This window comes from Mesorhizobium sp. M0659 (assembly GCF_040320605.1).
In the GTDB taxonomy this organism is placed as follows: Bacteria; Pseudomonadota; Alphaproteobacteria; order Rhizobiales; family Rhizobiaceae; genus Mesorhizobium.
This window is the reverse complement of the sequence record NZ_JAMYPY010000009.1, coordinates 85,131-109,213: the sequence shown is the minus strand read 5'-3', so window position 1 is coordinate 109,213 and position 24,083 is coordinate 85,131. Positions and strand designations below refer to the sequence as shown.

Below are 24,083 nucleotides of genomic sequence, written 5' to 3'. Positions count from 1 at the left end.
ACGCCATATCTCGGAAAGAGAGAGCGGCCTTTTGATCTTTCTTTTGAAGAATTCACTGGAATTTATGCTAGGCCCATGCCCTAATGACAAGCCGCCAGCTTGCATTGGTAATATTTAGAAATCCACCAGTGTCTTTGCGTGTAATCTGAACGGCACTAGAAGCCTGCGACCCAAATCTAACGACCATATTTGTAGCATCGGGAACGACACTTAGGCCTCGATTGGTGCTTGCTTCGTGCGATCCAATCGAGACAGGTTCTTCGTCTCCAATAGAATAGCCACCCTCAGCAGTGGTGCACTGTAAGAATGCAAGGTAATTTTTCGGCTTCACCCCAAGCCCATGAGCCAACGTCAGCGACCCGCCGGATGTGATGGTCTGCTGCGCGCTTTCATAAAACTTCTGAAGCAACGCCGTGGACGACTGGACATAGCGTGCATCCTGTTCGGCCTGCGACCATTGCAGCTTGATCCATCCTCCCCAGGCACCGCCAGCCTGCCTGCGCCGCCATAGCTTTTGGTCTGCCGCCGTAGTGTCGTTGACGAAATCATGCACCGTCTGCGTCCGGTAGCCAGTGCTTCCGTGCGCTTCCACAAACCCCAGGAACCAATTTACGCCGTCTGGCGCATTAGCCGCCGCCGAGGCCATATACCAGCCGTTGTCCAAGGCGTTGTTCCAATCGGTGATCGTCTGCGCGACGACACCAAGGTTGGGTCGGCTATCAAGTTTCAGATCAAACCCAGCCTTGACGAACCCCGTTGTAGCCAATTGCGTGGTATTCGTTCCAGGCGCTGCGGTCGGCCCCGTTGGCGTCCCGGTAAATGTCGGGCTGGCCTTCGGCGCCAGGCTGGACACCGCGATCCCACTATCCTTCCCCACCTTGCCCGTGGTGCCCGCGAAAGTGACAATATTGTCGGTTGCCGAAGACGCAGGCCCCAAAAAATCTCCTACTCCCGTCCCGTCGGCGCCTCTGTCGCCGGCCCGGTCGAACATCAGCCAGATGCCGTTGGCCGCCGTCGGCAAAGTGCCGGCGCCGCTGACATAGGCGAGCGTCAGCTTGCGATATCGCGTCGCAGCCATCAAATCGTCGCGCAGTTTCACCACCTTGCCGTCCTTTCGGTGAAAAAGCCTGAATTCTTCGAACCAGGGCAGCAGCGTCGAAAACACCTTGAAGCGGCCGGACTGCATGCGGTCGAGCATTTCCATCAGCCCGGCCTCGACCGAGACCGAGCCGTCGGCAAAGCGGGCGTGGCCGGTGAGCATGTTCAAGCCGTGGGCGGCATATTGCCTGGCGAGCGCCGTGCCCGCCCCTTCCAGCGTCTCGCGGCGGCCGTCGCGCGGCCAGGCCCAGGGCAGCCATTCGCCCCATGGCTTCAGGGCCAGCACCTGCATCGCCGGCGTCTGCTGCGAGGCCCGGGCTGCTTTGGTGACGTAAACGATATCAGCCTCCGTATCCCAGGCGAGTTCGACGGCGGCCGAGGGATGGTCCCATCCGAAATCGAGCGCGCCGATCCGCGGCCAGTAGCGCGGCAGCCGGAACGGCTCGCAGGCGATCAGCTCCTCGGCAATCGGAAAGATGCGGCCGGAGCCCAGCACCGGAACGCCGCGCGCCCGCGCCTCGCGCTCATGCTCGGGATAGGCGGCGACGATCGCGGCGCGCTCGTCAGGCGAATAGTGTTCGGCGTCGTCTATGGTCATGAAGGTGACGTGACGGGTCATGGGGCCTGCCGGATTGATTCGGGATGCCGTGATATGGCTTTGTTCGCACACGATATTTTTGGGCCGGAGCGCGGCGGGTCTTCCCTTCTCCCCTTGTGGGAGAAGGTGTCGCCGAAGGCGACGGATGAGGGGTGTTCCAGGGAACGCCGACGCGTCACTCCGCTGGAACACCCCTCATCCGTCTCGGCGCTATCGCGCCGATCCACCTTCTCCCACAAGGGGGGAAGGAAGAGCGCGCACCTCACCCGTCAAGAACCGCAACACCACGTCGCTCATGCCCAGCAGCGGCGTGAACGTCACGATGGTGATGCCGCCGGTGGCGTTGGTGCGGGTCAGGCCTTCGGAATAGATATCGAGCGGCGGCTCCTCGTCGAACCAGACGCCGTGCAGGGTTTCGCCCTGCCACTTTTCGCGGCCCTTCTCATAGCTCTTGAACGAAAGCACCGATTCATCGGCCTGCACGTCGCCGCCGCCGCCCCAGCGCACCACGATGCTGTCGAGCGCGCCCGGGGCGCCGCGGCCCATGGTCGTGTGCAGGATGGCGTTGGCCGGGATCATGCCGGTGCCCCATGCCGCCTGCTGCTGCGGCGGGCCGACCAGCACGCGCTGCGGGTTGTCGCGCGTGCCCTCGCCCGTCACGCCGGCAGCCCATAGCCTGACGGGGGTGTCGAAGGTCTTGCCCTGCCACCACGCGGGGTAGCGGCCGGTGAGATGCATGGCCCATTCGGCGCCGCCGGCCCTGGTCTTGCCGAGCTGGTTGCCGGCCATGAACAGACGTTCCCGGTTCTGCGCGCCGGCGGCGTGAAACTCCGCCTGCCTGGGATAAGGCCGGTAGGCGGCAAGCTGGTTAGTCCTGCGCCTGCGGTCCAGCTCCTGCAGCAGCGCCAGATAGTGGCGGCGCGCCTTCAGGCTGGTCGCCAAACGGCCCGAGGACGGCTTCGAGGCCACGGATGCGGCGGCGGATCTCGTCATCGCTCAGGGCTTCCAGATTGTCAGATGAAACATGCAAATCCTTGGCCAGATCCTTGGGCAGCACCGATTGCACGATCTTCAGATACTGGTCGGGCTTGTCGGCCCGGACCGCGGCAATGACGCCGGCGCCATGGGCGCGGAAATCGGCGCGCACCGCGTCGAGGAAATCATCGCCAAGCGTCTTCTTCGTCCGCTTCGGCTTGGCAGCGGCGGCGGCAGGCGCCTTGCCGTCAGGGCGCGCACGCGGCGCCGTCCGGTCAGCCATGATCCGAGATCCCGGCGGGCTCGGCGGTCGCTGCCTGTTTCGCCTGCTTTGCCGGCCTTGCCCGCTTGATCTTGCCGGACTTGATCTTGCCGGACTTGCGCCGTGCCGATTTTGGCCCTGACCGTGTTGGGGCGGCCTTGCGGGCTGCATCAGCGGCCGGCGCGTGGCGCTTTCCGGCAGACGCGGCTTTCAGGCTTGCCCTGGCGATCGCCCTTGCGTCGTGCGCGCCGCGTGGAAAGCCGAAGCCGCCGATGGCATCGACAGGACCACCGCGAACCATGCCGATCAGCACGCCCGGCACGACCGGCTCGATACGGCCGATGCGCGCCTGCGGGGCAGCGCCCTCGAACACGCCAATGGCGCTGACGACCTCGCGGCCGTCATCGTCGGTGATGATGGTGGCATAGCGGTTGGACAAGGGAGGCCTCGCGGATAAGGCAGAATGAACCGAGGATAGCGTTCCTTCACGCCCCCCTCTGTCCTGCCGGACATCTCCCCCTCTAGGGGGGAGATTGGCAGCTCCAGGGTCGCGACCAATTTGCAGCGCTGACGATTGGCGAAAGCAAAGCGGCAGTCCGATCTCCCCCTTGAGGGACCCTTGAGGGGGAGATGGCCGGCAGGCCAGAGGGGGGTGCTGTCCCGCCGACATCCGATATCCGCACGTTGTGGGCATCAGGAACACAAAACCCGCCTTGTGGGCGGGTCGCTGGCGCAAATCAGCACCATGGGTAAATAATAGCAAAGCTGCCCTCACCCGTCAATACCAATAAGAAATAATTCCTAACTATATACTCGACGTACCAGACGGATTTGCGATAACGAATCCAAGGAGTTATCGCAATGTTCGATCTGACCAACGCCATTTACCACGACGCCGACAAGCCCGCGAGCATTTGGAGGCTATCCATTGGCCCCACGGCCCGTTCTGCCCTCATTGCGGCAATGCCAATCCTGAGCGCATTGCCAAACTGGCGGGCAAGTCCACGCGCCCCGGTGTCTACAAATGCAACGAATGCCGTGCGCCGTTCTCTGTCACGGTTGGCACTGTATTCGAGCGTTCCAAGATCGGCCTGCACAAGTGGGTGCTGGCTTCGCATCTGTATGCCTCATCCAAGAAAGGCATGTCCGCTCACCAGCTACACCGTATGCTCGGCGTCACCTACAAGACAGCTTGGTTTATGGCGCACCGCATTCGCGAAGCCATGAAGGAAGACGTGAAGTCTTCCGGGCCGCTTGGCGGCGAAGGCAAGACCGTCGAGGCCGACGAGACCTACATCGGCAAGCGTGAGACGCCTCGCGTTTCAGAGCAGCGCAAGGGCCGCCCCTTCACCAAGAAGGGCAAAGGCGGCGGCGCGCATAAGCGCATTGTGGTTGGTCTGGTCGAGCGCGGCGGCAAAGCCCGTATGTTCCATTTGAACGACGCCACGGCCTCTACCGTGCGCGATGTGCTGGTCCGCAACGTGTCTCGCGACACGACGCTCTATACCGACTCGTCGCGCCTCTACACGCGCACTGGCGATGAACATGCATCGCACAAGACGACCAATCACGCCGCTGGCGAATACGTACGCTACGAAGGCGCAGAGACGATCCACTCCAATACGATTGAAGGCGTGTTCTCAGTGTTCAAGCGCGGCATGGTTGGCGTCTACCAGCATTGCGGCGAAGCTCACTTGCACCGCTACCTTGCTGAGTTCGATTTCCGCTACAATCGTCGCACGGCTCTTAAGGTGACTGACACCGAACGCCACGACCAGTTGCTTGCAATGATCGAAGGCAAGCGCCTTACCTATCGGCGGATTGGTGAAGCCGGTCACGCCTAAGCAGAAGGCGCGCCGGTTGATGGCAATTCGAAGTAGTAAGGGCTCTAGCTCGGGGCTTTGAACAGGCCCCGAGCGATCCAGCCCACCAAGCCCACGACAGCCACCGCTGTAGATCCAATAAGAGTGATGACGACCTTATCGTCCAGCTTGAAGGGGCAACTCGGAATTCCCTGTGCGATCAGGATAATCCCTGAGAATGCCGAGAAGACAATTAGGAAGCGGAATGCTTTGTCGGCGTACCCCTGCCTGAGATTTCGGTCGGCCCGCTGGTCAGTCACGCCTTCTTTTAGGCTGTCGATTTGCGTGCGCAGCTTCTCATTTTCCAGCCGCGCCTTCTCAAGCTCGTAAATCGCCTGAGACTCGTCCGTCTCTGCGGGCAACGACTCCACCTCGGCCCTTACCAGGGCCTTCATATCGGCGTCTGGCTTAGCGCTTTTCGGCGAGTCCACTGAAATAGTCCGCAATCACATTGTCTGGAATTACAACGCCGCGACGGCCGGGCTCAAAGACCCTCTCCCAAGGTGTGCCTCGCCGGTGGGTCAGGGATGAGAGCGTTGACGCCGGATAATCCGCATATGCCGCGTAAACTTGCTCCAAAACATCTCGCTCGTTCGGCTCCAAATTCTCGCGTGGGGCGTCAATTGGCTGCGTAACCGGATCAGGCCCCCACGGCGCTAGAGCGCGATACAGAGTGGGGATGACGGGACCAAACTCCCACGCCTGCACCTCGTCGCGGATAAGTGGATGGCGATGAAGAGCCATGTTCCAGCCGTGGGCAAAATAGACCAGCTTTTGAAGCTGCATATTTGAAAGCGCGCGACCGCCATCGCGTCTAGCGCGCTTAATGAACCAATTGGCTATAGCCCGCGAATCAACATATGGCATGGTGCCTCAATATGAGGAGTGCATGCTAAAAGTCCAATTATTCAGGCTTTTCGGCCTTATTTTCGGACTTTTGCGTCTTCTGGTCTGTCTTATGCTTTTCTTCATGGTGCGATCTGGGCGCGTCTTCAGCATCCGCTGTACCGTCTCGTTGGAGCGTGTATCGTTGGTTTTGTCGCTATCACGGTTGGCTGATTCTTTCATTGGACCCTATCCAGCGAGAAGATTTTGAACGCGCCATCGGCAAGTTAGCCATCAATTGGGCTGCTGCCGAACACGGGTTCGACCACTGCATTTCTATCCTATTTTATGAGAAAGGCGCTAGCTCGCTAGTTACTACATTGCCCCTGAATGCGCGGGCAAAAATCCGATTCTTCCAAAAGGCGATCAAAGCAATACCAGAGCTTGCTGGGGCCGTTCCACGGGCTGAGGAGCTTGCGAACGCTGCCTTCAGAATCCTGGATGATAGAAACTGGTGCATCCACGGGACCGCATCCATGATTGGCGGCACGCTCTTCGAGCAACCCTTCAATCTGTCGCGCTTCGAACGACCAGCCATGGAATCCATAGAACACAAGGAGGTCACCATGGGTTTCATCCATGTGACCAGCGAATCATGCGCCAAACTAACGCTGGCTTTGGCTGTGTTCATGTTCAGGAAGTTCGGTCTGTTCACTGAGAACGAGGTCGAGGAATGCGCTTCGCGGTGTCCGCGAAGATATCACCTTCTAGCTCCGCGTCCCTGCCTCTATTTGCGCTTTCAGATCAGTGCCGGCCTGTCGGCTCGAATCATAGGACATTTTCCCATACTTTCTCAAGTATATAATTAGGAACTAATTCCTACTTCGGTCAAAGCCGCGTCTTGGCGCGGCCGCGCATTGCGCAAGGGCAGCATCGATGGGATGCTGCGTCTCGTCGGAGAGCGCAATGAGCAATGTGACCAGTCACTATGGCAGCGGCGGCATCGTCGAGCGCATCCTGTCGGCTGTGCCGGACGCCAGGGCCGACAGCCTCGCGGCCAAACAACTCTATCCGTTCGACCAGCTTCATGGCCGCGAGCTGATCGCCACGCAGGACCATGCCGCGCGTCTTGCGCCCTCCGCTTCTGATCGGGTTCTGGACATCGGCAGCGGCATTGGCGGCCCGGCCCGGTTTCTGGCCGAGACCTATGGATGCAGCGTCGACGGCGTCGACCTGACATCGGCGTTTGTCGAGGCATCCCGCCGATTGACCGAACTCTGCGGCCTCGGTGACAAAGTCCGTTTTCATGAGGCCGATGCGACAAGGCTGCCTTTTGCGGACGACACATTCGACGCGGCGATCTGCTTCTATGTCGGCATGAATATCGCCGACAAGGCCGCGGTCATCGGGCAAGCGTGGCGCGTGCTGAAGCCGAAAGCCAGGCTTGTCTGGACCGAGGCGGTGCTGGCGGGGGGCGAGCCTACCTATCCCTTGCCTTGGGCGGTGTCGCCGGCGGCCAGCCATCTTGTCGACGGCGAGACCCTGAAGGTCTTGTTTGCTTCAGCCGGATTCCGGGTCGACGATGTCATCGACGAAACCGGCGATCACGTCGAGCTGGCGTTGAAACGGGCAAATTCCGGCATCGTGCCCTCGCCCGCCCAGCAGCAGGCCAATGAGATCGTGCTCGGCGCCGAGTTCGTGCGTCGGCGAAAAAACTACATAAGCAGCCTGAGCGAGGGAAAACTCGCGTCACTGGCCGTTATTGTTTCCAAGCCGGCATGAAACAAAAACCCGCCTGGGCGGCGGGTTGCTGGCGCAAATCAGCACCATGAACAAATCATAGCATAGCTGCCATCACCGGTCAAGATATGTCAGGAAAGAATTCCTACATCGACATCGATCGGAGACTCGGCGATGCTAGCGCTACCACATCCGGCGTCAAGTCATATGCATATGTTCTAAAGTGCCATGCCGTCGGCTGATGTTGTCTGATAATTTGCCCTTTGGCATCAAGGGGGCAAAAGAAGCCATGTCTGAGGACAAAATCCGAAATATAAATCTGACCGCCGACATCGTCGCGGCATTCGTGCGCAACAATTCAGTGCCTCCGGATAGCCTGCCGGCGTTGATCGAGAGCGTCAATGCAGCGCTCGCGGCCGTGGACAATCCCGTTGCTCCGCCGCAACCTGCGCCTGAGCCCGCGGTCAACCGCAAGCGCTCGGTAACGCCGAATTTCATTTACTGCCTCGAGGATGGCAAGAAGTTCAGGTCGCTGCGGCGTCATCTCGGCTCCGCCCATGGCATGACGCCGGAAGCCTATCGCGCCAAATGGGACCTGCCCGGCGACTATCCGATGACGGCGCCCAGCTACGCCGCCAAACGATCGGAGCTGGCAAAGGAGTTCGGGCTCGGCATCAGAACACCCGAGGCCCCGGCCGCCAAGGCGCCGGCCAAGAGCAAGACCAAGGCGTAAAGGCACGCCCCCTCCGTGCCGTACGCCTGCTGGAGGACGATCATGGTGGCCGGAGAGCCCAATGACGTTCGCGTGGAACGTGTCGACCGCCGCCAATGGGCGGTGCTGGTTGCCGAGAATGGCACGGTGACCCAGCATCTGTTCATGGCCCAGGAAGCGGCCGAGGAGTTTGCCGACGGCGAGCGGACAAGGCTCGGCCTTCCCGCCAGGCCGCCGGCGGCGGATCCGCTGGCCTGAACAGTCCTTCAACCGGCTGCAGGATACAAGACGCAGCCTTCGACAGGCCGTCTAGCGACTGGTCATTAGCTGGCTCTTATGGAATCATTCCAATCCAACTCGGGGGAGAGCGGGATGGACAAACCAGTCATGGCATCCGTGTTCAGGATGCGGCAAGCGCCAGCCACTGTTTCGGGCGTTCGCAGCGTCGGCCAAGGCCAGGCCGATCCGGTCATCGGCAGAAGGCCGCTCGGCGAGGCGATCCGCTTCGTCATCGACGCCCATCCCCATTACGACATCAGCGGCGTTTCGATCGCCTATGGCGACGGCTCGGCCCCTCGCCTCGGCAGCCGGGAGGTCAAGGCGCTGTGGGCCGAATATGGCCGCCGCTGGATGGAAGAGTAGCGCAGGCCATCAGCCGACGCCTATCGCTTGCATCCCCGTCCGGATCGTAACAGCGGCTCATGCGTTGAGCCTGAGCCAAATGGGAGCAACAGCCATGAACGTCGCCAATCTGCAACTCGAAGGCCTGCTGATGGCCGTCGCTTCGATCAATCAGGTGCTGGTGCGCAAGGGCCTGCTCACGGTCGAGGATATCGACATCGCGCTGCGCAAGGCCGAGGCCATCGAAACCGGCGAGGAGCGGTCCGACGGCATGTCGGAGTCCAACCGCGACGCCGTCAACTTTCCGATCCGACTGCTGGAACTGGCCAATCAATGCCAGCCGGAGGCGGACATGCCGTCCTTCTCGAAACTGGCCCGCATGGTCGGCCAGATGAAGGAACCCTACAACGACCAGATGTGAGGCGGTCTGCCGACGCGGGGCCTCACCCTCGGCCGAGCTTCGAGGCCAGCACGCTGCCCGGTCCATGGACGGCGGCAAACAGCAGGCCGGCGGCGAACGGGAAATGGGACATGAAGGCGCCGAACTCGGCCTGGTTGCCGGCCCAGTGCGACGGACCGTGGAAGGCAAAGCCTAGGAAGACCACGTAGACGGCGGCGACCACGGCGGCCGGCGTGAAGAACGCTCCGGTCAGCAAGGCGATCACCAGCAGCGTTTCGAGGATCGCGGCGCACCAGGCCAGAAACAGCGGGAACGGGAAGCCGGCGGCGGCGATGTAGCCGGCGGTCATGTTCATATCCATGAACTTGAACGCTGCCCCCATCGCGAACATGGCGGCCAGGGTCAGGCGGGCGATGAGAATAGCCGTGGTCTGCCACGGCGATTGAACGGCTTCCATGATGTGCTCCAAAGGTTTGCAACGGGTTTCATCCCAAGGACGGGCGCGACGCCGCCGATCCGACATCGTCCCGCAAAATTCTTTCCCGGCGAAGCAGAACTTCTGAAAAGGCCGCAGCTTGCGGGCAAGCCTGATTGCCGCCCGCTCAGAGCTTCGCCATCAGCTCCCGCCCCAACCGCTTCGGCGGCTCGGCGCGCAGCACCACATTGGTCGTCACCGCGCCGTAGCGGCCGATGGCGTCGACGATGCTTTCGAGGTCGGGCGGCGACGGGACGACGACCTTGACCAGAAAACAATCCTCGCCGGTCACCCGCAGCACCTCGACCACTTCCGGCATGGCCGCGAATTTCTTCAGGCAGGTCTGGATGTGCTCATGCGTGGTGCGCAGGCGGATCATGGCCATGGTGCCGAGACCGAGGGCGGTGGGATCGATCGCGGCCCGGTAGCCGGCGATGATGCCGCGCTCCTCCAGCCGCTTCACCCGCTCCGACGTCGCGGGCTGGGACAGGCCGACGCGGCGGCCGAGTTCGGAAATGCCGATGCGGCCATCCTCCTGCATGATCTCGATGATTGCCATGTCGGTGGGGTCGAGCCGTGGCCGGTAATCGCCGTTTGCCATGAACACCTTCAATCCATCGGAATTCGTCGTCGCTTTCCGATGATCTCTCATTCCGCGAACAAGGAGAAGCCCTAGGATTGGGACCTCATCTGCGGCGAAGAAACAGGATTTTCCATGACCGACTTCATCATTCTGCCGGGCAGCGGCGGATCGGGCGAGGCCCACTGGCAGACACGCTGGCAGCAGGCCGACCCGGCGATGCGCCGCTTCAGCCCGGCAAGCTGGGAGCTGCCGGATTTCGACGACTGGGTGGCGGCGCTGGACGTCGCGGTGTCACAGGCAAAGACCCCGCCGGTGCTCGTCGCCCACAGTCTCAGCTGCCTGCTGGTCGCGCATTGGCAGGCGGTGTCGAGCCGTCGGATCGGCGGGACGTTTCTGGTTGCGGTTCCCGACCCGGCCTCGCCGGTCTATCCCTCTTACGGAATTCCCTTCGCCGCTACGCCGCGCGGGCCGCTTCGCTTCCCCTCGCTGATCGTGGCCAGCACCGACGATCCCTATGATCCGAACGGCTATGCCCGTGAGAAAGCCACACAATGGGGCAGCGAACTGCACATCGCCGGGCCGCTTGGTCACATCAACAGCAATAGCGGGCTGGGCGACTGGCCGGCGGGAATGGAGTTGCTGACGGCCTTCGTGAGAGAGAGACAGGCCGACCACGCAATCGCACCGTAGGCGCCCGAAGCGTGCGCGCGGGCTTGCCCCGACTTGTCCCGCCAGCTATCTCTCGGGAGGGGCCTTTGTGAGGGAGCCTGCGAATGGTGTCCGTCCGATATCTGGTCCGCGATGTCGATCTGTCTATCGCGTTTTATACAAGCCATCTGGGCTTCGCGCTGAAGCAGCAATTCGGTCCGGCGATGGCCATCCTGACGCGCGGCGACCTCTCGCTCTGGCTCGCCGGTCCCTTGGCGTCGGCAGCCAGGCCGATGCCGGACGGCCGGACACCCGAGCCGGGCGGATGGAACCGCTTCGTGCTCGAGGTCGAGCAATTGCCGTCAATCGTGACTAAGATGGGCGAGGCCGGCGTGGGGTTCCGCAACCAGATCGTCGAAGGTCCGGGCGGGCGACAGATTCTTTGTGAAGACCCGTCCGGCAACGTGATCGAGCTGTTCGTGCCAAGCTAGACTTCGGCCGTCGCCTCGGATTCGGCGCCGGGCTTTGCCTGGCCTTCCCACTGCCGCTCCGCCTCTGCTTTGCGCTTCGGACAATCCTCGTAGTCATGCTCTCGCGAACCGCAATAGGAGCAGCATTTTGCCGGCGTGTCGGTTCGAAGCATTGTGGCCATGCACAAGAATGCACGAAAATTCATCCGGTTGCAGCAGCGTCCGCGGCGTCGCTGCTCGGATGCGTGACCGCCAGCCTGGCGACGCCGCTCAATAGCCGCCGAGGATCGGCAGACTCTCGCCGGTGATGTAGCTTGAACATTGCGGCCAGGAACACATAGGCCGGCGCGATCTCCTCCGGCTGGCCGGGCGCTTCACCGGGGTCTTGGCGCCGAACTGCGACACATCCGCCGCCTGCTTGTCGGACTTGAGACCAGCAGAAGGGTTGGCGGCAGACATTGCGCGCCGCGCGTATTCGTCCGGCCTATATCAAAGTTAAATGCGGATGCTGGGCGTGAGGTGGTAGGTGATCGCGATGGGGGGACTCTCAACGCGATCGAGGTGTCCCATGGACGTTCGAAATCTGATTGCCAAACTGTCGGCCGCGGTACTGCATCGCCGCGCCGCGTCTTCGCCGATACTGTTCAGGCCGATCCGCAACTCGCTCGCCGACATCCCGTTGAAGCCGGCGCCGCGCCCGCCTTATCGTCCGCATCGGCCGATCTGGCCGGCAAGCAACATGTAGCTCGCCGGGCTGCAACCAGTTTGTGATTTCCTCGTTTATGGCGATCCTGTTTTCAAGGAGGCAAGTGATGCGATCAATCCGGGCGAGACGCGAATGGTTTGGATGGTGAGCGCATGAGCCGTTTTCTGCCCCTGACGATCAGATTCGTGGACGGAAGCGCGATGACGGTGTCGTCGGTCGCCGACGCCAGGAGGGCGCTCGGCGGAACATGGAAGAACAAGCAGGCGGCGGCTTACAAGGCGGCCGACAGGTTGGTGGATGACGCGTTGAACGGCATTTGCCGCCCGGACATCGCCTTTGCCGCTTTCCAGAATGCCGCCGCCCAACAGGGCTTGCTGAAGCCGACGAAGCCAAGTGCCGCCCTTGCCATGCTCGACGAATTGGCGTCGCTGGATGGGCATCGTTGAAGACCGGCTGACGGGTTGCGGGGTGTCATGCGAACGCCGGATAGCCTATCTCGGCTCGCGGTTCATGCTGAGATAAGTCGGGTCGAACTCGGCGATTTCCACCAGCTGCTGCCAGTCCAGAATGGTCACCATGTAATTCGCCCAGCCGATCACACCGATCTTGCGCAGCGCACCGATGACCCGGTTCATGTGGACGACCGAAAGCCCAAGCACATCGGCCAGTTCCGCCTGCGACAGAGGAAGCCGGAAACTCATGCCGTTGGTCTGCTTGACCACCTGGAGCCGGACGAACAGCTCGCACACAAGATGCGCCAGATGCGACGTCTTGGACCGCCGGCCCATGGCCACGATCCATTCCCGATGGATGGCGCCATCGACGAGCGTGTCCAGCCACAGCAAGCGGCTCAGATGAGGCGCCTGTTCGGTGATCGTCCTTAGCCGACTGTGGTCGGCGGCGATCACCCGGCATGGCGACAAAGCTATAATGCCATGGTCCATTGTCTTGAGCAGGAAGGCGTGCAAATCGACAAAATCGCCTGGCACCTGCAACGAGGTGAACTGGCGCCCGCCATCCTCCAGCACTTTGTAGCGCGCCGCCAGACCCTCGATGATGAGCGTGCTGTAGCCTGGCCTCGATCCCTCGGAAACGATGTCCTGACCGGTGGCAAAATCCATCTCGATGGTCATGGCGGCGGCCAGCAGCCCCTTTTCCTGCTCGGACAAAGCGTCATGCTGGCCAAGGTTGAGATAAAGCGGTTCTAGCATCGAGGATCCAGTTCGAGATTTCGTGGACATTCGTGGCCTAGCCAAACGCCGGAGATCGGGTGCGGTTGCAATCGGCCGGCACGGCGACGGCTCCTGGCAGGAAATCTGCTCAGGACACAGTCGCATGGAACCATGGGTGCGGGTTGGGATTTAATCCATGTCGCTCAAAAATGGCCCCGATTTGAGACAACGACATGCATAAAAACACAGACCTGAAGCGCGTCGCCTGCGCCCTTTCAACCGCGACGCTTTAGCGTTCTCCAGCAGGGATCCTTGCACACATGGAACGGTTCTACTTCGACTTGTACAACGCCGAGACCCAGATTGACGAAGAGGGGCAGCTTTTTCCCAGCCGGGAGCGCGCGGGAGCCGAAGCGCTGCGCATATTGCACGATGTGGCGCGCGACGAGATACCGGAGGGCGACCACCGGCGGATCACCGTCAAGATGCTGAACGAGAACAGGGAGCAGATATTCGAAGCGTCGCTGACAATGGCGTCGCTGTGGAGTTGAACTCGTCGACCCTGTCGAGGACTGTATGGAACCTCTTGCCCTCCCCTCTGTTTCCTAAGGAGGGGCCAGCGGCAGAAGCTGCACGGCTGATTGACTGGAGGCATCTATGTCCTTGCAAAAGCTTCATCCCGAGCAGGTCGACGACACACGCAGGCTTGCCTATTCGACCTTTGCCCCGGCGCTGATCGGTTCGCTCACCAAGCGTCTGGCGCGGTGTCAGGGCGTCAAGGAGCTGGGCGCCCTGGAAAAGTCGCTCATCCGCCTGATCGAAGACTCCGATGTCGATGGGCCGCAAGCCGAGGCGATGAAAGAGTTCGCCATCGAGCTGGTGGTGTCGACGATATCGGAAGCCCGCGCTCACCCCGACACCAAGAGCGATGTCGAAGCCGTTGGCGAGCGCCGCGCCGAAGGCCGCTCCGAGAACCCGCAGACGCTCGAGGAGCAGTTGCAATCAGGCCTCGAAGACAGTTTTCCGGCCAGCGATCCGCCCGCCGTCGTCTCGACCGCCATTTCCGGCGGCTCGAAGGACCTTGTCGGTACAGATGAGGTGTTGCGCCGCAAGAAAGAGGCGGCGCAGCGAAAGCAGGAAAAGGCCGACGCCGGTTAGCCGGACAAGTCGCGCGAGCCCGAGGCGATGAGAGCCGTCAGCCGAAGCGCTTTTCCGGCGACTGTCCGCTGGATGGTGACTGTTCGCCGGCCCGCGCGACGATCGCCTCGAGCGGCTCCGGCCGGTGAAGCAGAAAACCCTGGCCATAGGCCACGCCCATGCCGCGCAGAATGTCGAGCGCTTCCTGCTGCTCGATCTTTTCGGCCACCACCGCGCAGCCGAGACTTTTGGCGATGCCCGCTATGGCCGAGACGATCTCGCGGTCGAAACGGCTTTCCGCGATATTCTCGATGAACGAGCCGTCGATCTTGATCTGATCGACCGGAAAGCGCCGCAAATATTCGAACGAGCTCATGCCGGCGCCGAAATCGTCGAGGCTGACGCGGCATTGCCGCTCGCGCGCCTTGCGCACGAACTGCTCGGCGGCGTCGAAATTGGTGACGGCCGCGGTCTCGGTGATCTCGAAGCCGATGCCGGAATGCGGCGCCCCGGTCTCGGCGATGACGGCGTCGACGAAATCCCATAGCAGCGGATCGCTCAGCGTCTGCGCCGACAGGTTGAAGCCGAGCATGATGGCGCCTGACCGCATCGCCGCGCCATGCTGCGAAAGCGCTGTCCTGATGATCCAGCGGTCCAGCCGCGAGGCAATGCCGAAGCGCTCGGCGACCGGAATGAATTCGTTGGGCGGGATCAGCTTGCCATTGCGCCCGGCAAGCCGCGCCAGCACCTCGACGTGGCGGCTCTCCTGCCAGGGCTGGCCGAGCAGATGGATTTCCTGGCCGAACAGTTTCAGCCGCCCGTCATCCATGGCGTCGACCGTGTCGGCGGCGACACGCGCCGCGTTGAGGCCGCCGGAGCCCGACGCCGCATCGGCCGAAAACACCGCGAAGCGATTGCGCCCGGCCGCCTTGGCGGCATAGCAGGCGTCGTCTGCGCAGGCCAACGCATCGGCAACTGTGGTGGTGGTGTCCTCGACGAAGGCGATGCCGATGCTGGCCGCGAGTTTTCGCGAGGTCGCCGGCAGTCCGAGGTCGGCGTCACGGACCGCCGCAAGAATCGCGCCGGCCAGCGCCTCGGCCTTGGCCGATTGGCAATTGGGCACCAGCAGCGCGAACTCGTCGCCGCCGAGGCGCGCGGCACGCGCCGATGCCGGCAGGCAGCCCAGAATACCGGCGGCGACACCCCTCAGCGCCAGGTCGCCGGCGGCGTGGCCGGCAAAGTCGTTGAGCGCCTTGAAGTAGTCGAGATCGACATAGAACACCGCCAGCGGCAAAGCCCGCTCGGTGGCGATATGCACGGCCAGCAGCCGGTCGAAGGCGGCACGGTTCAACAGGCCGGTCAGCGCATCGTGGTGAGCGGCGTAGGCGAGTTCCCGCTCGCGTTTCTTGTCCTCGGTGATGTCGCGCACGGTGCCGAGAATCTGGCCCGCCGTCTCGGGCGCCGCGATGAAGCGCACCAGCGATTCGACATGGCGGATTTCGCCGTCGCGCCTGACGATGCGGTATTGCGCGGCGACGACGCCGTCGGTCGAAAGCGGCGCCAGATGGGCGCGCTCTGCGGCATCCTTGTCGTCGGGGTGCAGATAGGAATGCCAAAGGTCGGCAGCCACCTCGTCGGTGTCGGCGACCAGGCCGAATATCTCCCTGGTGCGGGCGTCCCAATAGCTCTTGTTGGCGTCGATATCGTGATGCCAGATGCCGGTGCCGCTGGCCGCCAGCGCCAGGCGAAAGCGCACATTGACCCGCTCCAGTTCGGCTTCCGCCTCTTTCTGCCGGCTGATGTCGGTCTGCACGCCCATCAGCCTGACCGGCCTGCCCGTCTCGTCACGCTCGACAATGCCGCCGCGGTCCAGCACCCAGATCCAGTGGCCGTCCTTGTGCTTGAGGCGTAGCTCGGTCTCGATCGAGGCGGTCAGGCCGGAAATGTGCCGCTCTCCGCTGGCCAGCGCCCGCTGGCGGTCGTCGGGATGCGTCAGCTTCAGCCAGAGGTCGTCGCTGTTGGCAAGCTCGCCATCCTCATAACCCAGCATGTGCGACCAGGTCGGCGAATAGAAACAGTCGCCGCTCAAAATATCCCAGTCCCATACGCCGAGATGAGCGCGTTCGAGCGCAAGCGCCCAGAATTCGCCGTTGCGTATTTTCTCTTCAGCCATGCCCTGGTTTCGCTCACTCCGTCGCCGCCACTATGCACGCAAGCAGAGAAGAAAGCGTTACCGGGTGCGCCGCGCCCACAGTGCGGACAAGGCCTGCAATCGTGCCGGACCATGCCGTAAGGCGTCATCATGCGATTGGGGCTCGTCATGCCATTGGCGCCCTGATTGGAACCGCCCTGCCCGGGCCTGGCTCGACGATCCTTATCGCGCGGCGGCGCGCATTGTCCTCAAGCAGGCCGCGCAGTTCCTCGCGGCCGCGCGCGATGCGCGACATCAGCGTGCCGGCCGGCACGCCGAGCATCTCGGCGGCCTCGGCATAGGAGAAGCCTTCGATGGCGACCATGGTCAGCGCGGCACGGCGGTCCGGGCTGATCGCCTGCAGCGCGTCGATGATCTCGCGCGCGGCGACGTTCTCCAGCTGGTCGGCGGGAGAGGCCTGCACCTCGCCGGCCTCCAGCGGCAGCATCGAGGCCTCGCCACGCCGGTTCACCTTGCGCATCTGGTCAATGAACAGATGATGCATGATCGTGAACAGCCATTTTCGCGGGCTCTCTCCCGTCTGCCAGTTGTCCAGCCGCAGCAGCGCCCGCTCCAGGCAGTCCTGGACGAGATCGTCGGCGGAATCGCGGTCGCGCAGCAGCGAGCGCGCATAGAGGCGCAGGCGCGGGATTTCGTCGAGAATTGCTCTCTGCTTTTCGTCCATGACCTTTTGTCTTCGTTTCGGCATGCCGTTGCCGCAAAACCGCTGCGCCCCCGGGTGAGGACAGCTTTGGCTGATCCGAAAAAATTCCTCTGTTCATGCCTGTCGTCGGCTCCAAAAACGCTGGGCACTTTTGGGCGACAGGCATGACGCGCTAGCGCGGCGTGGCGTCGATGGCGACCCGGTCGGGATAGAAGGCGCCGTGGGCGCGAATCTCGGCCATCTCGTCGAAGGGCTGCTCATAGGCCCACATCGCGTCGTTACCGGTTTCGCCCGCCGGCAGCACGTTCCAGTAGCTGGAGTCGCCCTTGTAGGGGCACAGCGTCGACCGCTCCGTCTTCCTGAGCTTGCGGAAGTCGATGTCCTCGAACGGGATGTAGAAGGAGAAGGGATGGGGCGGCTCGGTCACCATTTTGGCTTTTGCCGAGGAAGCGATGATGGTGCCGTTTGCAAACACGACGACACGCCCGTTGAAGGGCTCGACGGTGATCACCTTGCCCGGATTGCGCCTGAAGCCGGGTGACGGGTTCGCATGCTGATCCATGACTGCTCTCCTTGTCCGCTGGTGGCTCGATGCCGGTCGACGGCGTCAGCTCTCACTGGCCACTGATGGGCCGGCGACAGCGGTCACACGCGACAGCTTCTGGCGCTTTTCGAGCTGTGGCTTTTCATAGGTCTTCTTCATCGTTCTTCCTTTTCTGACGTCTGGCAGCCGGTCCGCGCGGCTGCCGGCCGTGGATCATGGCTCCAAGGGACAACAGGCGCATCTCCCGTCCGGCCGATGCGCCGCCGAAGGAAATCCGGGCCAGCGTGGCAAGAACGATTCGCATGTGTTTCGCCGCGATCCGACGGCGGTGGATTTATCTCAGCCGGGACGGCCATGCTTGGGCCGGGCGGAACACGGTTTTGGCGAATGCGGCCCTGTCAGCACGACCGCAAGGCTTGGACAGGCGCGAACAGCTACCCGCGCGGCTATGGCGATGGCTACTTGGCGCCGGTGCACGCCGCGAAATATCGATAATAAAGGACGACAGGTGAGACTCTACAAAATCAAGATGATTTGCCAGATATTTTCGCCTTTTCGGCACGAGAAGCAAAATAAATTTTCGACAGACGAACTTTCACTTCGGAAAAATGTCCATTTCATCTCTGTTAACCAAATATTAACCAAAATTATCCGATACATACCGAAGTTATTCGCTGTCGTAATCCGAATCTAAGTTGTAATAATCATTGCACAGTTCGCCTCTGACATTACTGTATCGTTGATGTCTTGCGAAGCATGCAACGGAGGAGCTGTAGGAGTGAAATCCGGGTCAAGACTGTGTTGCGAGGAACGGTCTGCCCGACGGAGGAAACACGCATGAGATTGCTGAAATATGCGCTGCTGGCGGGAGCGTCGCTGCTTCCCATCCTGCCCGCGATCGCCGCGACCGCGACGGGCAGCATGAATGTCCGCATCACGATTACCGACGAATGCAAGGTGCAGACGGCGAGCGATCTCGATTTCGGCTCGCACGGTGTCATTGATGCGAATGTCGACCAGACCAGCACCATCAACGTGCAATGCACGACCGGCAAGTCCTACAATGTTGGTCTGAGCGCCGGAGCGGGCGCGGGCGCAACGGTTGCTGTTCGCAAGATGACCGGGCCGGCGTCGGCGACGATCGACTACACCATCTACAGGGAAAGCACCCGGACGCAGCTTTGGGGCACCACGATCCCCACCGACACGGTCGGCGGAACCGGCAACGGCGCCATTCAGCCGCTGACCGTCTACGGGCGTGTTCCACCGCAGACGACACCGGCGGCGGGCCTCTACACCGACACCGTTGCGATCACCATAACGTACTGACAATCGATACCAACACGAGGACGATCATGCGATCCATGCTTTCATGCATCGGAGCCACGGCTGTTCTGTTGCTGTGCGCCGGTCTCTCACAAGCCGCTTCGCTCAGGGTGGCGCCGACAGGTCTCGAGCTGATCTCGCCCGACGCCTCGGCGGTTCTCAACCTCAGCAACGATGACCCCAAGCGGCCGATCAATGTGCAGATACGCGTCTTCGCCTGGAGCCAGGCTGGCGGGATCGAGACGCTGACGCCGACTACGGACGTCGTCGCCAGCCCGCCATCGACCAAACTCGGACCCAATGCCCAATACGTGGTTCGCGTCGTGCGCGTCAGCAAGGCGCCGGTGCGGGCCGAGGAAAGCTACCGCGTCATCGTCGACGAGTTGCCCGACCCGTCGCGCAAGAAGGCCGGTACGGTCGCGCTCGCGCTGCGCTATTCGGTGCCGGTGTTTTTCCGCGACGCCGATGCGGCCGCGCCGGCAGTCGCCTGGAGTGTTTCGCGCAAGGGCGGCAGTCTTGTGCTGACAGCCAGCAATACCGGTGAAAGTCGTCTCCGCTTGTCCAACCTATCCCTGACCCAGAACGGCAAAAAGCTCGGCAACCGAAACGGGCTCGTCGGTTATGTCCTGGGCGGCGCGACCATGCAGTGGCCGATCGGCAGCGGCAAATCACTGTCAGCGGGCTCCGTGCTTTTGAAGGCACAGAGCGATCTTGGACCCTTCGATGCCAACGTTGCCGTCAAGGGCAAGTAGGATCGCGCTAGTCGTCGCGCTCGCGATTTTCACACCTTTCTCGGCGGTGAACGCGCAAGAATTGCCGGCCGTGACGAACCCTGAAGACCCTGGCCAGCAAGCCGGCCGCAGCCTTTATCTAGAGGTGTTCATCAACGACGTCTCGACCAAACTGATCGGCAGCTTCACCCAGATGCCGGATGGCGGCCTGGCATCGACTCCGCAAGAGCTGAAGGAGCTCGGGCTGAAGCCGCCGCAGGGCGCTGTCGACACCGACGGCCTGGTCAGGCTCGACCAGCTGGCGGATGTGTCGTTTCAGATCGACGAAGCGGCGCAGCGCCTCTACGTCACCGCCGCCAATGACAGCCGCGAGGCGCGTATGGTCGATCTCGGCTTGCGCTTGCAGGACCGGCCGGCGCCGCAATCGGGCTTGGGCGCGGTTCTCAACTATTCGCTGTTTGCCAGCTCCAACACATTGTTCGACAAGGACGTCGAGCTGTTCCAAGGCGTTTCCGGCGGCTTCGATGCGCGCGTGTTCAGCCCCTATGGCACGCTCAGCCAGTCGTTCATCGCCGGCTATTCCGATGGCAAGCTGGGCGGCTTTACGCGGCTCAACACGACCTGGAGCTATTCCGACCCCGACCGGCTGATGACCTACCGCGCCGGCGACTTCGTCTCCGGCGGCTTGTCGTGGACGCGGCCGGTCTATCTCGGCGGCGTCCAGGCGCAACGCAACTTCCACCTGCGATCGGACCTGGTGACGCTGCCGCTGCCGTCCTTCGGCGGCACGGCGGCGGTGCCGTCGACGCTCGAGGTCTATACGCAAAACGTGCGTACCTATTCCGGCGACATCCAGCCCGGGCCATTCCAGGTCACCAATTTGCCGGTGTTCACCGGCGCCGGACAGGCCCAGGTGGTGCTGCGCGACAGCCTGGGGCGCGAGACCACCGCCACCTTGCCGTTCTATGCCTCCAGCATGATGCTGCGTCAGGGGCTGCTCGATTTTTCCGTCGAGGCGGGCATGGCGCGGCGCAATTTCGGCATCTCTTCCGACGACTATGATGGCCGCGTCATGGGCGTCGCCAGCGCGCGCTACGGCGTGACCGACCGGCTGACATTGGAAGCCCATGCCGAGGGCGGCGCCGAGCTGATCAATGGCGGCATAGGTGCTGCCTTCCCGCTCGGGCCTTATGGCGCGGCTTCGCTGGCAGTCGCCGGCAGCCATCATGACGGGCGCACCGGTTCGCTGGTCGATGCCAGGGCCGAGTTCGGTTATGACGGCTGGGCGATCAACGCTCACATGCAGCGGGCCTTTGGCGGCTATGATGACATCGCCTCGGTGACGGCGCAGCCGGTTCTCGACCCCGACGACTTCACCCGTTTCAGCGCCGGCGTGCCGCGCGCGGTCGACCAGGTGACACTCAGCGTGCCGATGCCGATCGATTTCTCCAGCCTCAACCTGTCCTATACGCATTTGAAGAGCGCCAAGGGCGAAAGCAGCCAGATCGTCGGCCTGTCCTACAGCCAGGCATTTTTCAAGCGCAGCACGCTCTATGCCACGGCCTTCGCCGATCTCGATGACGACAGCAGCTATGGCGTGTTCGCCGGGATTTCGATCCCGTTCAACGACGACATCTCGGCCTCGACAGGCGTCGAGCAAGGCCCTGACGGCCTCAATGTCACTGCCGACCTCGCCAAGGCGGAGCGGGCCGAGGACGGCAGCATCGGCTGGCGGCTGCGCACCTCAGAAGGCGAGGTTCCCAACCGCTCGGCAGCGGTGAGCTACCGGGCGCCGTTTGCGCGCCTCGCGGCCGGCGCCCAGCAGTTCGACAATGATTTTCGCGTGACCGGGCAGATGGACGGCGCCATCGCCGTGGCCGGCGGCGGCGTGTTCGCCACCAATCGCATCGACGACGCCTTTGCCGTCGTCGATGTCGGCACGCCGGACGTGGAGGTGTTGCATCAGAACCGGCCGGTCGGGAAGACCGACAGCAAAGGCCGCATCCTGGTCACCGGGCTGAATTCCTATGAGCCGAACACGGTGTCGATAGACCCGAAGAACCTGCCCGTCGACGCCGATATTCCGACCACCAAGGAGACTGTCGTTCCGGCCGACCGCAACGGCGTCGTGCTGAAGTTCGGCGTGTCCGAGGCGGCACAGGCCGCGCTGGTGACGCTGGTCGACCCGAGCGGCACGCCGCTCGAAGCCGGGCTTGCCGGCCGCGTCGACGGCGGCACGGAAGATTTCGTCGTCGGCTATGATGGGCAGGCCTACATCAAGGGCCTCGGCAAGCAGAATGCGGTGGTGGTCGGTCTGGCGGACGGCAGCTCCTGCCGAGCGGATTTCCCGTTCGAAGCGGTGCGAGGCCGGCAAGTGACGATCAAGGATGTGGTGTGCCAATGAAAATCCCAGGCCAAATGATGCGCGCTGCAGTCGTTATAATCCTCGTACTGCTGCCGTCGCTGGCCCGGGCGCAGAGCTGCACCGGTACCGTCACCGACATGAATTTCGGTCTCATCGACACGCTGTCGGCCACCGCAGCCACCGCGACGGCGACACTCAACATGAATTGCACCGGCGGCGTGGTGCGCATCCTGTTCTGTCCGCATATCGGCGCCGGCAGTGGGGGTGCTACCTCGGCGGCAGCCAGGCAGATGGCGAGCGGCGCCAACAGCCTTAACTACCAGCTCTATTCGGACCCCGGAATGAGCGTCGTGTGGGGTTCCTATGCCTGGGCCTATGCATCGCGCCCGCCGCCGCAGGTGCTGGTGCCCATTCTCATCGGCAATGCATCCGGCAGCGCCACGATCTACGCTCGGGTGACCGGCGGCCAGTCAGCGGTTCCGCCGGGCACCTATCAGTCGATATTTTCGGGCATCCACGTCGAGTTTCGCTACCAGAACGATCTGCTCGGCAACAGCTGCAACACCGGCTTCGGTCTGACGGCGCCCGATCCGACCTTCACCATCAACGCCACGGTCCAGGCAAACTGCCTGGTCGCCACCCAGAACATCGATTTCGGCTCCAAGGGCGTGCTCGACGCCAATGCCGATGCCACCGGCCAGGTCTCGGTCACCTGCACGCCGTCGACCGCCTATACGGTTTCCCTGAATGGCGGCACGACAGGCGGCACGCCGACCAATCGCAAGATGTCGAAGGGCGGCGAGCGGGTCACCTACGGCCTCTACAAGGACGCCGCGCGCTCGCAGCCCTGGGGTGACGCCGGAACGCCGGGAAGCACGGTGGCCGGCACCGGAACCGGCTTGGCGCAACCGCTCATCGTCTACGGCCGCGTGCCGCCGCAGACGACGCCCTCGGCCGGCGTCTACACCGACACGGTGGTGGTGACCATCACCTATTGATCGCGGCCCGCCTCGCCGTTGGCCGGCGCCAGCCAGCGCGCGTAAATCTCGCCGACGATGCCGCGGCGAAAGACCAGCACGCAGATCATGAAGATCAGGCCGGTGGCGATTGTCACCGGGAAGCCTGAGGTGGCGAGGGTGTTTTCCAGGCCGACGACGAGGCCGGCGCCGACGACAGGACCGACCATGGTGCCAATGCCGCCGAGCAGCGTCATCAGGATCACCTCGCCCGACATCTGCCAGGTGACGTCGGTCAGCGTCGCGAACTGGAAGACGATCGCCTTGGTCGCGCCGGCAAGCCCGGCAAGGGCTGCCGACATGACGAAGGCGACGAGCTTGTAGCGGCCGACCGAATAGCCCAGCGAGATGGCGCGGTTCTCGTTCTCGCGGATCGAACGCAGGATCATGCCGAACGGCGAGTTGACGATGCGCCAGACGGCGAAGACGCCGATGAGGAAGACGGCAAGCACGACGAAATACATGTTGAGCGTGACGTTGAGATCGACGATGCCGAACAGATGCCCGCGCGGCACGCCCTGTATGCCGTCCTCGCCTTCGGTGAACGGCGCCTGGACACAGAAGAAATAAAACATCTGCGCCAGCGCCAGCGTGATCATCGAGAAATAGATGCCTTGCCGGCGGATGGCGAGGAAGCCCATGACCAGGCCGAGCACGGCCGCTCCGGCGGTGCCGAGCAGGATGCCGGCCTCGGGCGGCCAGCCCCATGCCTTGACGGCGTAGGCGCAGAAATAGGCGGCGGCGCCGTAGAAGGTGGCGTGGCCGAACGACAACAGCCCGGTGTAGCCGAGCAGCAGGTTGAAGGCGCAGGCAAACAGCGCGAAGCACAGCATCTTCATCAGGAAGATCGGATAGACGAAGAAGGGCGCGGCTATCAGCGCCAGTATGGCCAATGCCAGCAATACCCGCTCCAGCCGCACGGAGGCGGCGGTGCGCTGTTGGTGAAGGGTTGCCTCGCTCAT

Annotated in this window: 28 protein-coding genes and 4 pseudogenes; 17 read left to right on the top strand and 15 right to left on the bottom strand. The window is 62.7% G+C overall.

The window, feature by feature from the left end; genetic code table 11:
• Positions 1 to 1,060 precede the first annotated feature (1,060 nt).
• The 4 genes and pseudogenes from NKI31_RS16605 to NKI31_RS16590 all read right to left on the bottom strand — a co-directional run.
• Positions 1,061 to 1,711: pseudogene (locus NKI31_RS16605) on the bottom strand (phage terminase large subunit family protein); the annotation flags it as partial.
• 255 nt (positions 1,712 to 1,966) lie between these two features.
• Positions 1,967 to 2,665, bottom strand: a pseudogene (locus tag NKI31_RS16600) (terminase large subunit domain-containing protein); the annotation flags it as partial.
• Complete coding sequence (locus NKI31_RS16595) at positions 2,565 to 2,954, bottom strand: hypothetical protein (RefSeq protein ID WP_352652115.1); 390 nt, start codon at positions 2,952 to 2,954, stop codon at positions 2,565 to 2,567. The pseudogene NKI31_RS16600 and the gene NKI31_RS16595, both read right to left, overlap by 101 nt.
• On the bottom strand, positions 2,947 to 3,372 hold the full coding sequence (locus tag NKI31_RS16590) for a hypothetical protein (RefSeq protein ID WP_023730425.1): 426 nt from the start codon (positions 3,370 to 3,372) through the stop codon (positions 2,947 to 2,949). The genes NKI31_RS16595 and NKI31_RS16590 overlap by 8 nt, the downstream gene beginning before the upstream one ends.
• A gap of 422 nt (positions 3,373 to 3,794) precedes the next feature.
• Here NKI31_RS16590 and NKI31_RS16585 point away from each other — a divergent pair.
• Positions 3,795 to 4,777, top strand: a pseudogene (locus tag NKI31_RS16585) (IS1595 family transposase).
• Positions 4,778 to 4,821: 44 nt separating this feature from the next.
• On the opposite strand, the gene NKI31_RS16580 reads toward NKI31_RS16585, so the two are convergent.
• A complete protein-coding gene (locus NKI31_RS16580; RefSeq protein ID WP_023749530.1) occupies positions 4,822 to 5,190 on the bottom strand; it encodes a hypothetical protein in 369 nt (122 codons plus the stop codon).
• 13 nt (positions 5,191 to 5,203) lie between these two features.
• Entirely contained in the window at positions 5,204 to 5,662 is a 459-nt protein-coding gene (locus NKI31_RS16575) for a Panacea domain-containing protein (RefSeq protein ID WP_023819037.1), read from the bottom strand.
• 155 nt (positions 5,663 to 5,817) lie between these two features.
• Here NKI31_RS16575 and NKI31_RS16570 point away from each other — a divergent pair, with 155 nt between their 5' ends.
• The 6 genes from NKI31_RS16570 (at position 5,818) to NKI31_RS16545 (ending at position 9,114) form a co-directional block, all read left to right on the top strand.
• Positions 5,818 to 6,489 (top strand): hypothetical protein, encoded by a 672-nt coding sequence (locus NKI31_RS16570; protein ID WP_352652114.1) that lies wholly within the window; start codon positions 5,818 to 5,820, stop codon positions 6,487 to 6,489.
• 97 nt (positions 6,490 to 6,586) lie between these two features.
• Positions 6,587 to 7,402 carry a class I SAM-dependent methyltransferase gene (locus NKI31_RS16565; protein ID WP_352652113.1) on the top strand — a complete coding sequence of 272 codons (816 nt, stop codon included), beginning with the start codon at positions 6,587 to 6,589 and terminating at the stop codon, positions 7,400 to 7,402.
• A gap of 247 nt (positions 7,403 to 7,649) precedes the next feature.
• Entirely contained in the window at positions 7,650 to 8,093 is a 444-nt protein-coding gene (locus NKI31_RS16560) for a Ros/MucR family transcriptional regulator (protein WP_023671447.1), read from the top strand.
• Between the two features lie 42 nt (positions 8,094 to 8,135).
• The gene (locus NKI31_RS16555; RefSeq protein ID WP_023689866.1) at positions 8,136 to 8,330 is read left to right on the top strand and encodes a hypothetical protein; all 195 of its coding nucleotides are present in this window, start codon (positions 8,136 to 8,138) and stop codon (positions 8,328 to 8,330) included.
• A gap of 114 nt (positions 8,331 to 8,444) precedes the next feature.
• Positions 8,445 to 8,714 carry a hypothetical protein gene (locus tag NKI31_RS16550; RefSeq protein ID WP_352652112.1) on the top strand — a complete coding sequence of 90 codons (270 nt, stop codon included), beginning with the start codon at positions 8,445 to 8,447 and terminating at the stop codon, positions 8,712 to 8,714.
• A gap of 94 nt (positions 8,715 to 8,808) precedes the next feature.
• Positions 8,809 to 9,114, top strand: coding sequence for a hypothetical protein (locus NKI31_RS16545; protein ID WP_023671444.1), 306 nt, complete (start codon positions 8,809 to 8,811; stop codon positions 9,112 to 9,114).
• 22 nt (positions 9,115 to 9,136) lie between these two features.
• Here NKI31_RS16545 and NKI31_RS16540 read toward each other — a convergent pair whose 3' ends face one another.
• On the bottom strand, positions 9,137 to 9,550 hold the full coding sequence (locus tag NKI31_RS16540) for a DoxX family protein (protein ID WP_352652111.1): 414 nt from the start codon (positions 9,548 to 9,550) through the stop codon (positions 9,137 to 9,139).
• A 145-nt stretch (positions 9,551 to 9,695) separates the two neighbouring features.
• Positions 9,696 to 10,169 carry an Lrp/AsnC family transcriptional regulator gene (locus tag NKI31_RS16535; protein ID WP_023693744.1) on the bottom strand — a complete coding sequence of 158 codons (474 nt, stop codon included), beginning with the start codon at positions 10,167 to 10,169 and terminating at the stop codon, positions 9,696 to 9,698.
• 114 nt (positions 10,170 to 10,283) lie between these two features.
• Here NKI31_RS16535 and NKI31_RS16530 point away from each other — a divergent pair, with 114 nt between their 5' ends.
• Together NKI31_RS16530 and NKI31_RS16525 are read left to right on the top strand one after the other, a co-directional pair.
• A complete protein-coding gene (locus NKI31_RS16530) occupies positions 10,284 to 10,841 on the top strand; it encodes an RBBP9/YdeN family alpha/beta hydrolase (protein WP_352652110.1) in 558 nt (185 codons plus the stop codon).
• 83 nt (positions 10,842 to 10,924) lie between these two features.
• On the top strand, positions 10,925 to 11,290 hold the full coding sequence (locus NKI31_RS16525; protein ID WP_352652109.1) for a VOC family protein: 366 nt from the start codon (positions 10,925 to 10,927) through the stop codon (positions 11,288 to 11,290).
• Here NKI31_RS16525 and NKI31_RS16520 read toward each other — a convergent pair.
• Together NKI31_RS16520 and NKI31_RS16515 are read right to left on the bottom strand one after the other, a co-directional pair.
• Positions 11,287 to 11,451: a hypothetical protein gene (locus tag NKI31_RS16520; protein ID WP_023685945.1), complete on the bottom strand. Its 165-nt coding sequence runs from the start codon at positions 11,449 to 11,451 to the stop codon at positions 11,287 to 11,289. The genes NKI31_RS16525 and NKI31_RS16520 overlap by 4 nt on opposite strands.
• An 88-nt stretch (positions 11,452 to 11,539) precedes the next feature.
• Positions 11,540 to 11,695 (bottom strand): annotated as a pseudogene (locus tag NKI31_RS16515) (SDR family oxidoreductase); the annotation flags it as partial.
• 142 nt (positions 11,696 to 11,837) lie between these two features.
• Between NKI31_RS16515 and NKI31_RS16510 the strand changes: the two are divergent.
• The gene (locus tag NKI31_RS16510) at positions 11,838 to 12,014 is read left to right on the top strand and encodes a hypothetical protein (RefSeq protein ID WP_023671438.1); all 177 of its coding nucleotides are present in this window, start codon (positions 11,838 to 11,840) and stop codon (positions 12,012 to 12,014) included.
• Between the two features lie 98 nt (positions 12,015 to 12,112).
• Complete coding sequence (locus NKI31_RS16505; RefSeq protein WP_352652107.1) at positions 12,113 to 12,421, top strand: DUF982 domain-containing protein; 309 nt, start codon at positions 12,113 to 12,115, stop codon at positions 12,419 to 12,421.
• Between the two features lie 45 nt (positions 12,422 to 12,466).
• Here the strand turns inward: NKI31_RS16505 and NKI31_RS16500 are convergent, their stop codons facing one another.
• The gene (locus NKI31_RS16500) at positions 12,467 to 13,186 is read right to left on the bottom strand and encodes a Crp/Fnr family transcriptional regulator (RefSeq protein WP_023671436.1); all 720 of its coding nucleotides are present in this window, start codon (positions 13,184 to 13,186) and stop codon (positions 12,467 to 12,469) included.
• Between the two features lie 281 nt (positions 13,187 to 13,467).
• Here NKI31_RS16500 and NKI31_RS16495 point away from each other — a divergent pair, with 281 nt between their 5' ends.
• Positions 13,468 to 13,698, top strand: a complete 231-nt coding sequence (locus NKI31_RS16495) for a DUF6894 family protein (protein WP_023671435.1) — start codon at positions 13,468 to 13,470, stop codon at positions 13,696 to 13,698.
• A 106-nt stretch (positions 13,699 to 13,804) separates the two neighbouring features.
• Positions 13,805 to 14,305, top strand: coding sequence for a hypothetical protein (locus NKI31_RS16490; protein ID WP_023685942.1), 501 nt, complete (start codon positions 13,805 to 13,807; stop codon positions 14,303 to 14,305).
• 37 nt (positions 14,306 to 14,342) lie between these two features.
• Here NKI31_RS16490 and NKI31_RS16485 read toward each other — a convergent pair whose 3' ends face one another.
• From NKI31_RS16485 to NKI31_RS16475, 3 genes are all read right to left on the bottom strand, one after another.
• Entirely contained in the window at positions 14,343 to 16,457 is a 2,115-nt protein-coding gene (locus tag NKI31_RS16485; protein ID WP_352652105.1) for an EAL domain-containing protein, read from the bottom strand.
• A 145-nt stretch (positions 16,458 to 16,602) separates the two neighbouring features.
• Complete coding sequence (locus NKI31_RS16480) at positions 16,603 to 17,160, bottom strand: RNA polymerase sigma factor (RefSeq protein WP_352652104.1); 558 nt, start codon at positions 17,158 to 17,160, stop codon at positions 16,603 to 16,605.
• 151 nt (positions 17,161 to 17,311) lie between these two features.
• Positions 17,312 to 17,701: a DUF427 domain-containing protein gene (locus tag NKI31_RS16475; protein ID WP_023697761.1), complete on the bottom strand. Its 390-nt coding sequence runs from the start codon at positions 17,699 to 17,701 to the stop codon at positions 17,312 to 17,314.
• Positions 17,702 to 18,520: 819 nt separating this feature from the next.
• Between NKI31_RS16475 and NKI31_RS16470 the strand changes: the two genes are divergently transcribed.
• Genes NKI31_RS16470 through NKI31_RS16455 form a run of 4 tightly spaced genes read left to right on the top strand, consistent with a single transcriptional unit; the run spans position 18,521 to position 23,103 of the window.
• Positions 18,521 to 19,012: a Csu type fimbrial protein gene (locus NKI31_RS16470; RefSeq protein WP_023685937.1), complete on the top strand. Its 492-nt coding sequence runs from the start codon at positions 18,521 to 18,523 to the stop codon at positions 19,010 to 19,012.
• Positions 19,013 to 19,038: 26 nt separating this feature from the next.
• On the top strand, positions 19,039 to 19,761 hold the full coding sequence (locus NKI31_RS16465; protein ID WP_023819045.1) for a fimbrial biogenesis chaperone: 723 nt from the start codon (positions 19,039 to 19,041) through the stop codon (positions 19,759 to 19,761).
• The gene (locus NKI31_RS16460; protein ID WP_352652103.1) at positions 19,733 to 22,144 is read left to right on the top strand and encodes a fimbria/pilus outer membrane usher protein; all 2,412 of its coding nucleotides are present in this window, start codon (positions 19,733 to 19,735) and stop codon (positions 22,142 to 22,144) included. Before NKI31_RS16465 ends, NKI31_RS16460 begins: the two co-directional genes overlap by 29 nt.
• Positions 22,145 to 22,158: 14 nt before the next feature.
• Positions 22,159 to 23,103, top strand: coding sequence for a Csu type fimbrial protein (locus NKI31_RS16455; RefSeq protein ID WP_352652102.1), 945 nt, complete (start codon positions 22,159 to 22,161; stop codon positions 23,101 to 23,103).
• Here NKI31_RS16455 and NKI31_RS16450 read toward each other — a convergent pair.
• A complete protein-coding gene (locus NKI31_RS16450) occupies positions 23,097 to 24,083 on the bottom strand; it encodes a branched-chain amino acid ABC transporter permease (protein WP_023671424.1) in 987 nt (328 codons plus the stop codon). The genes NKI31_RS16455 and NKI31_RS16450 overlap by 7 nt on opposite strands.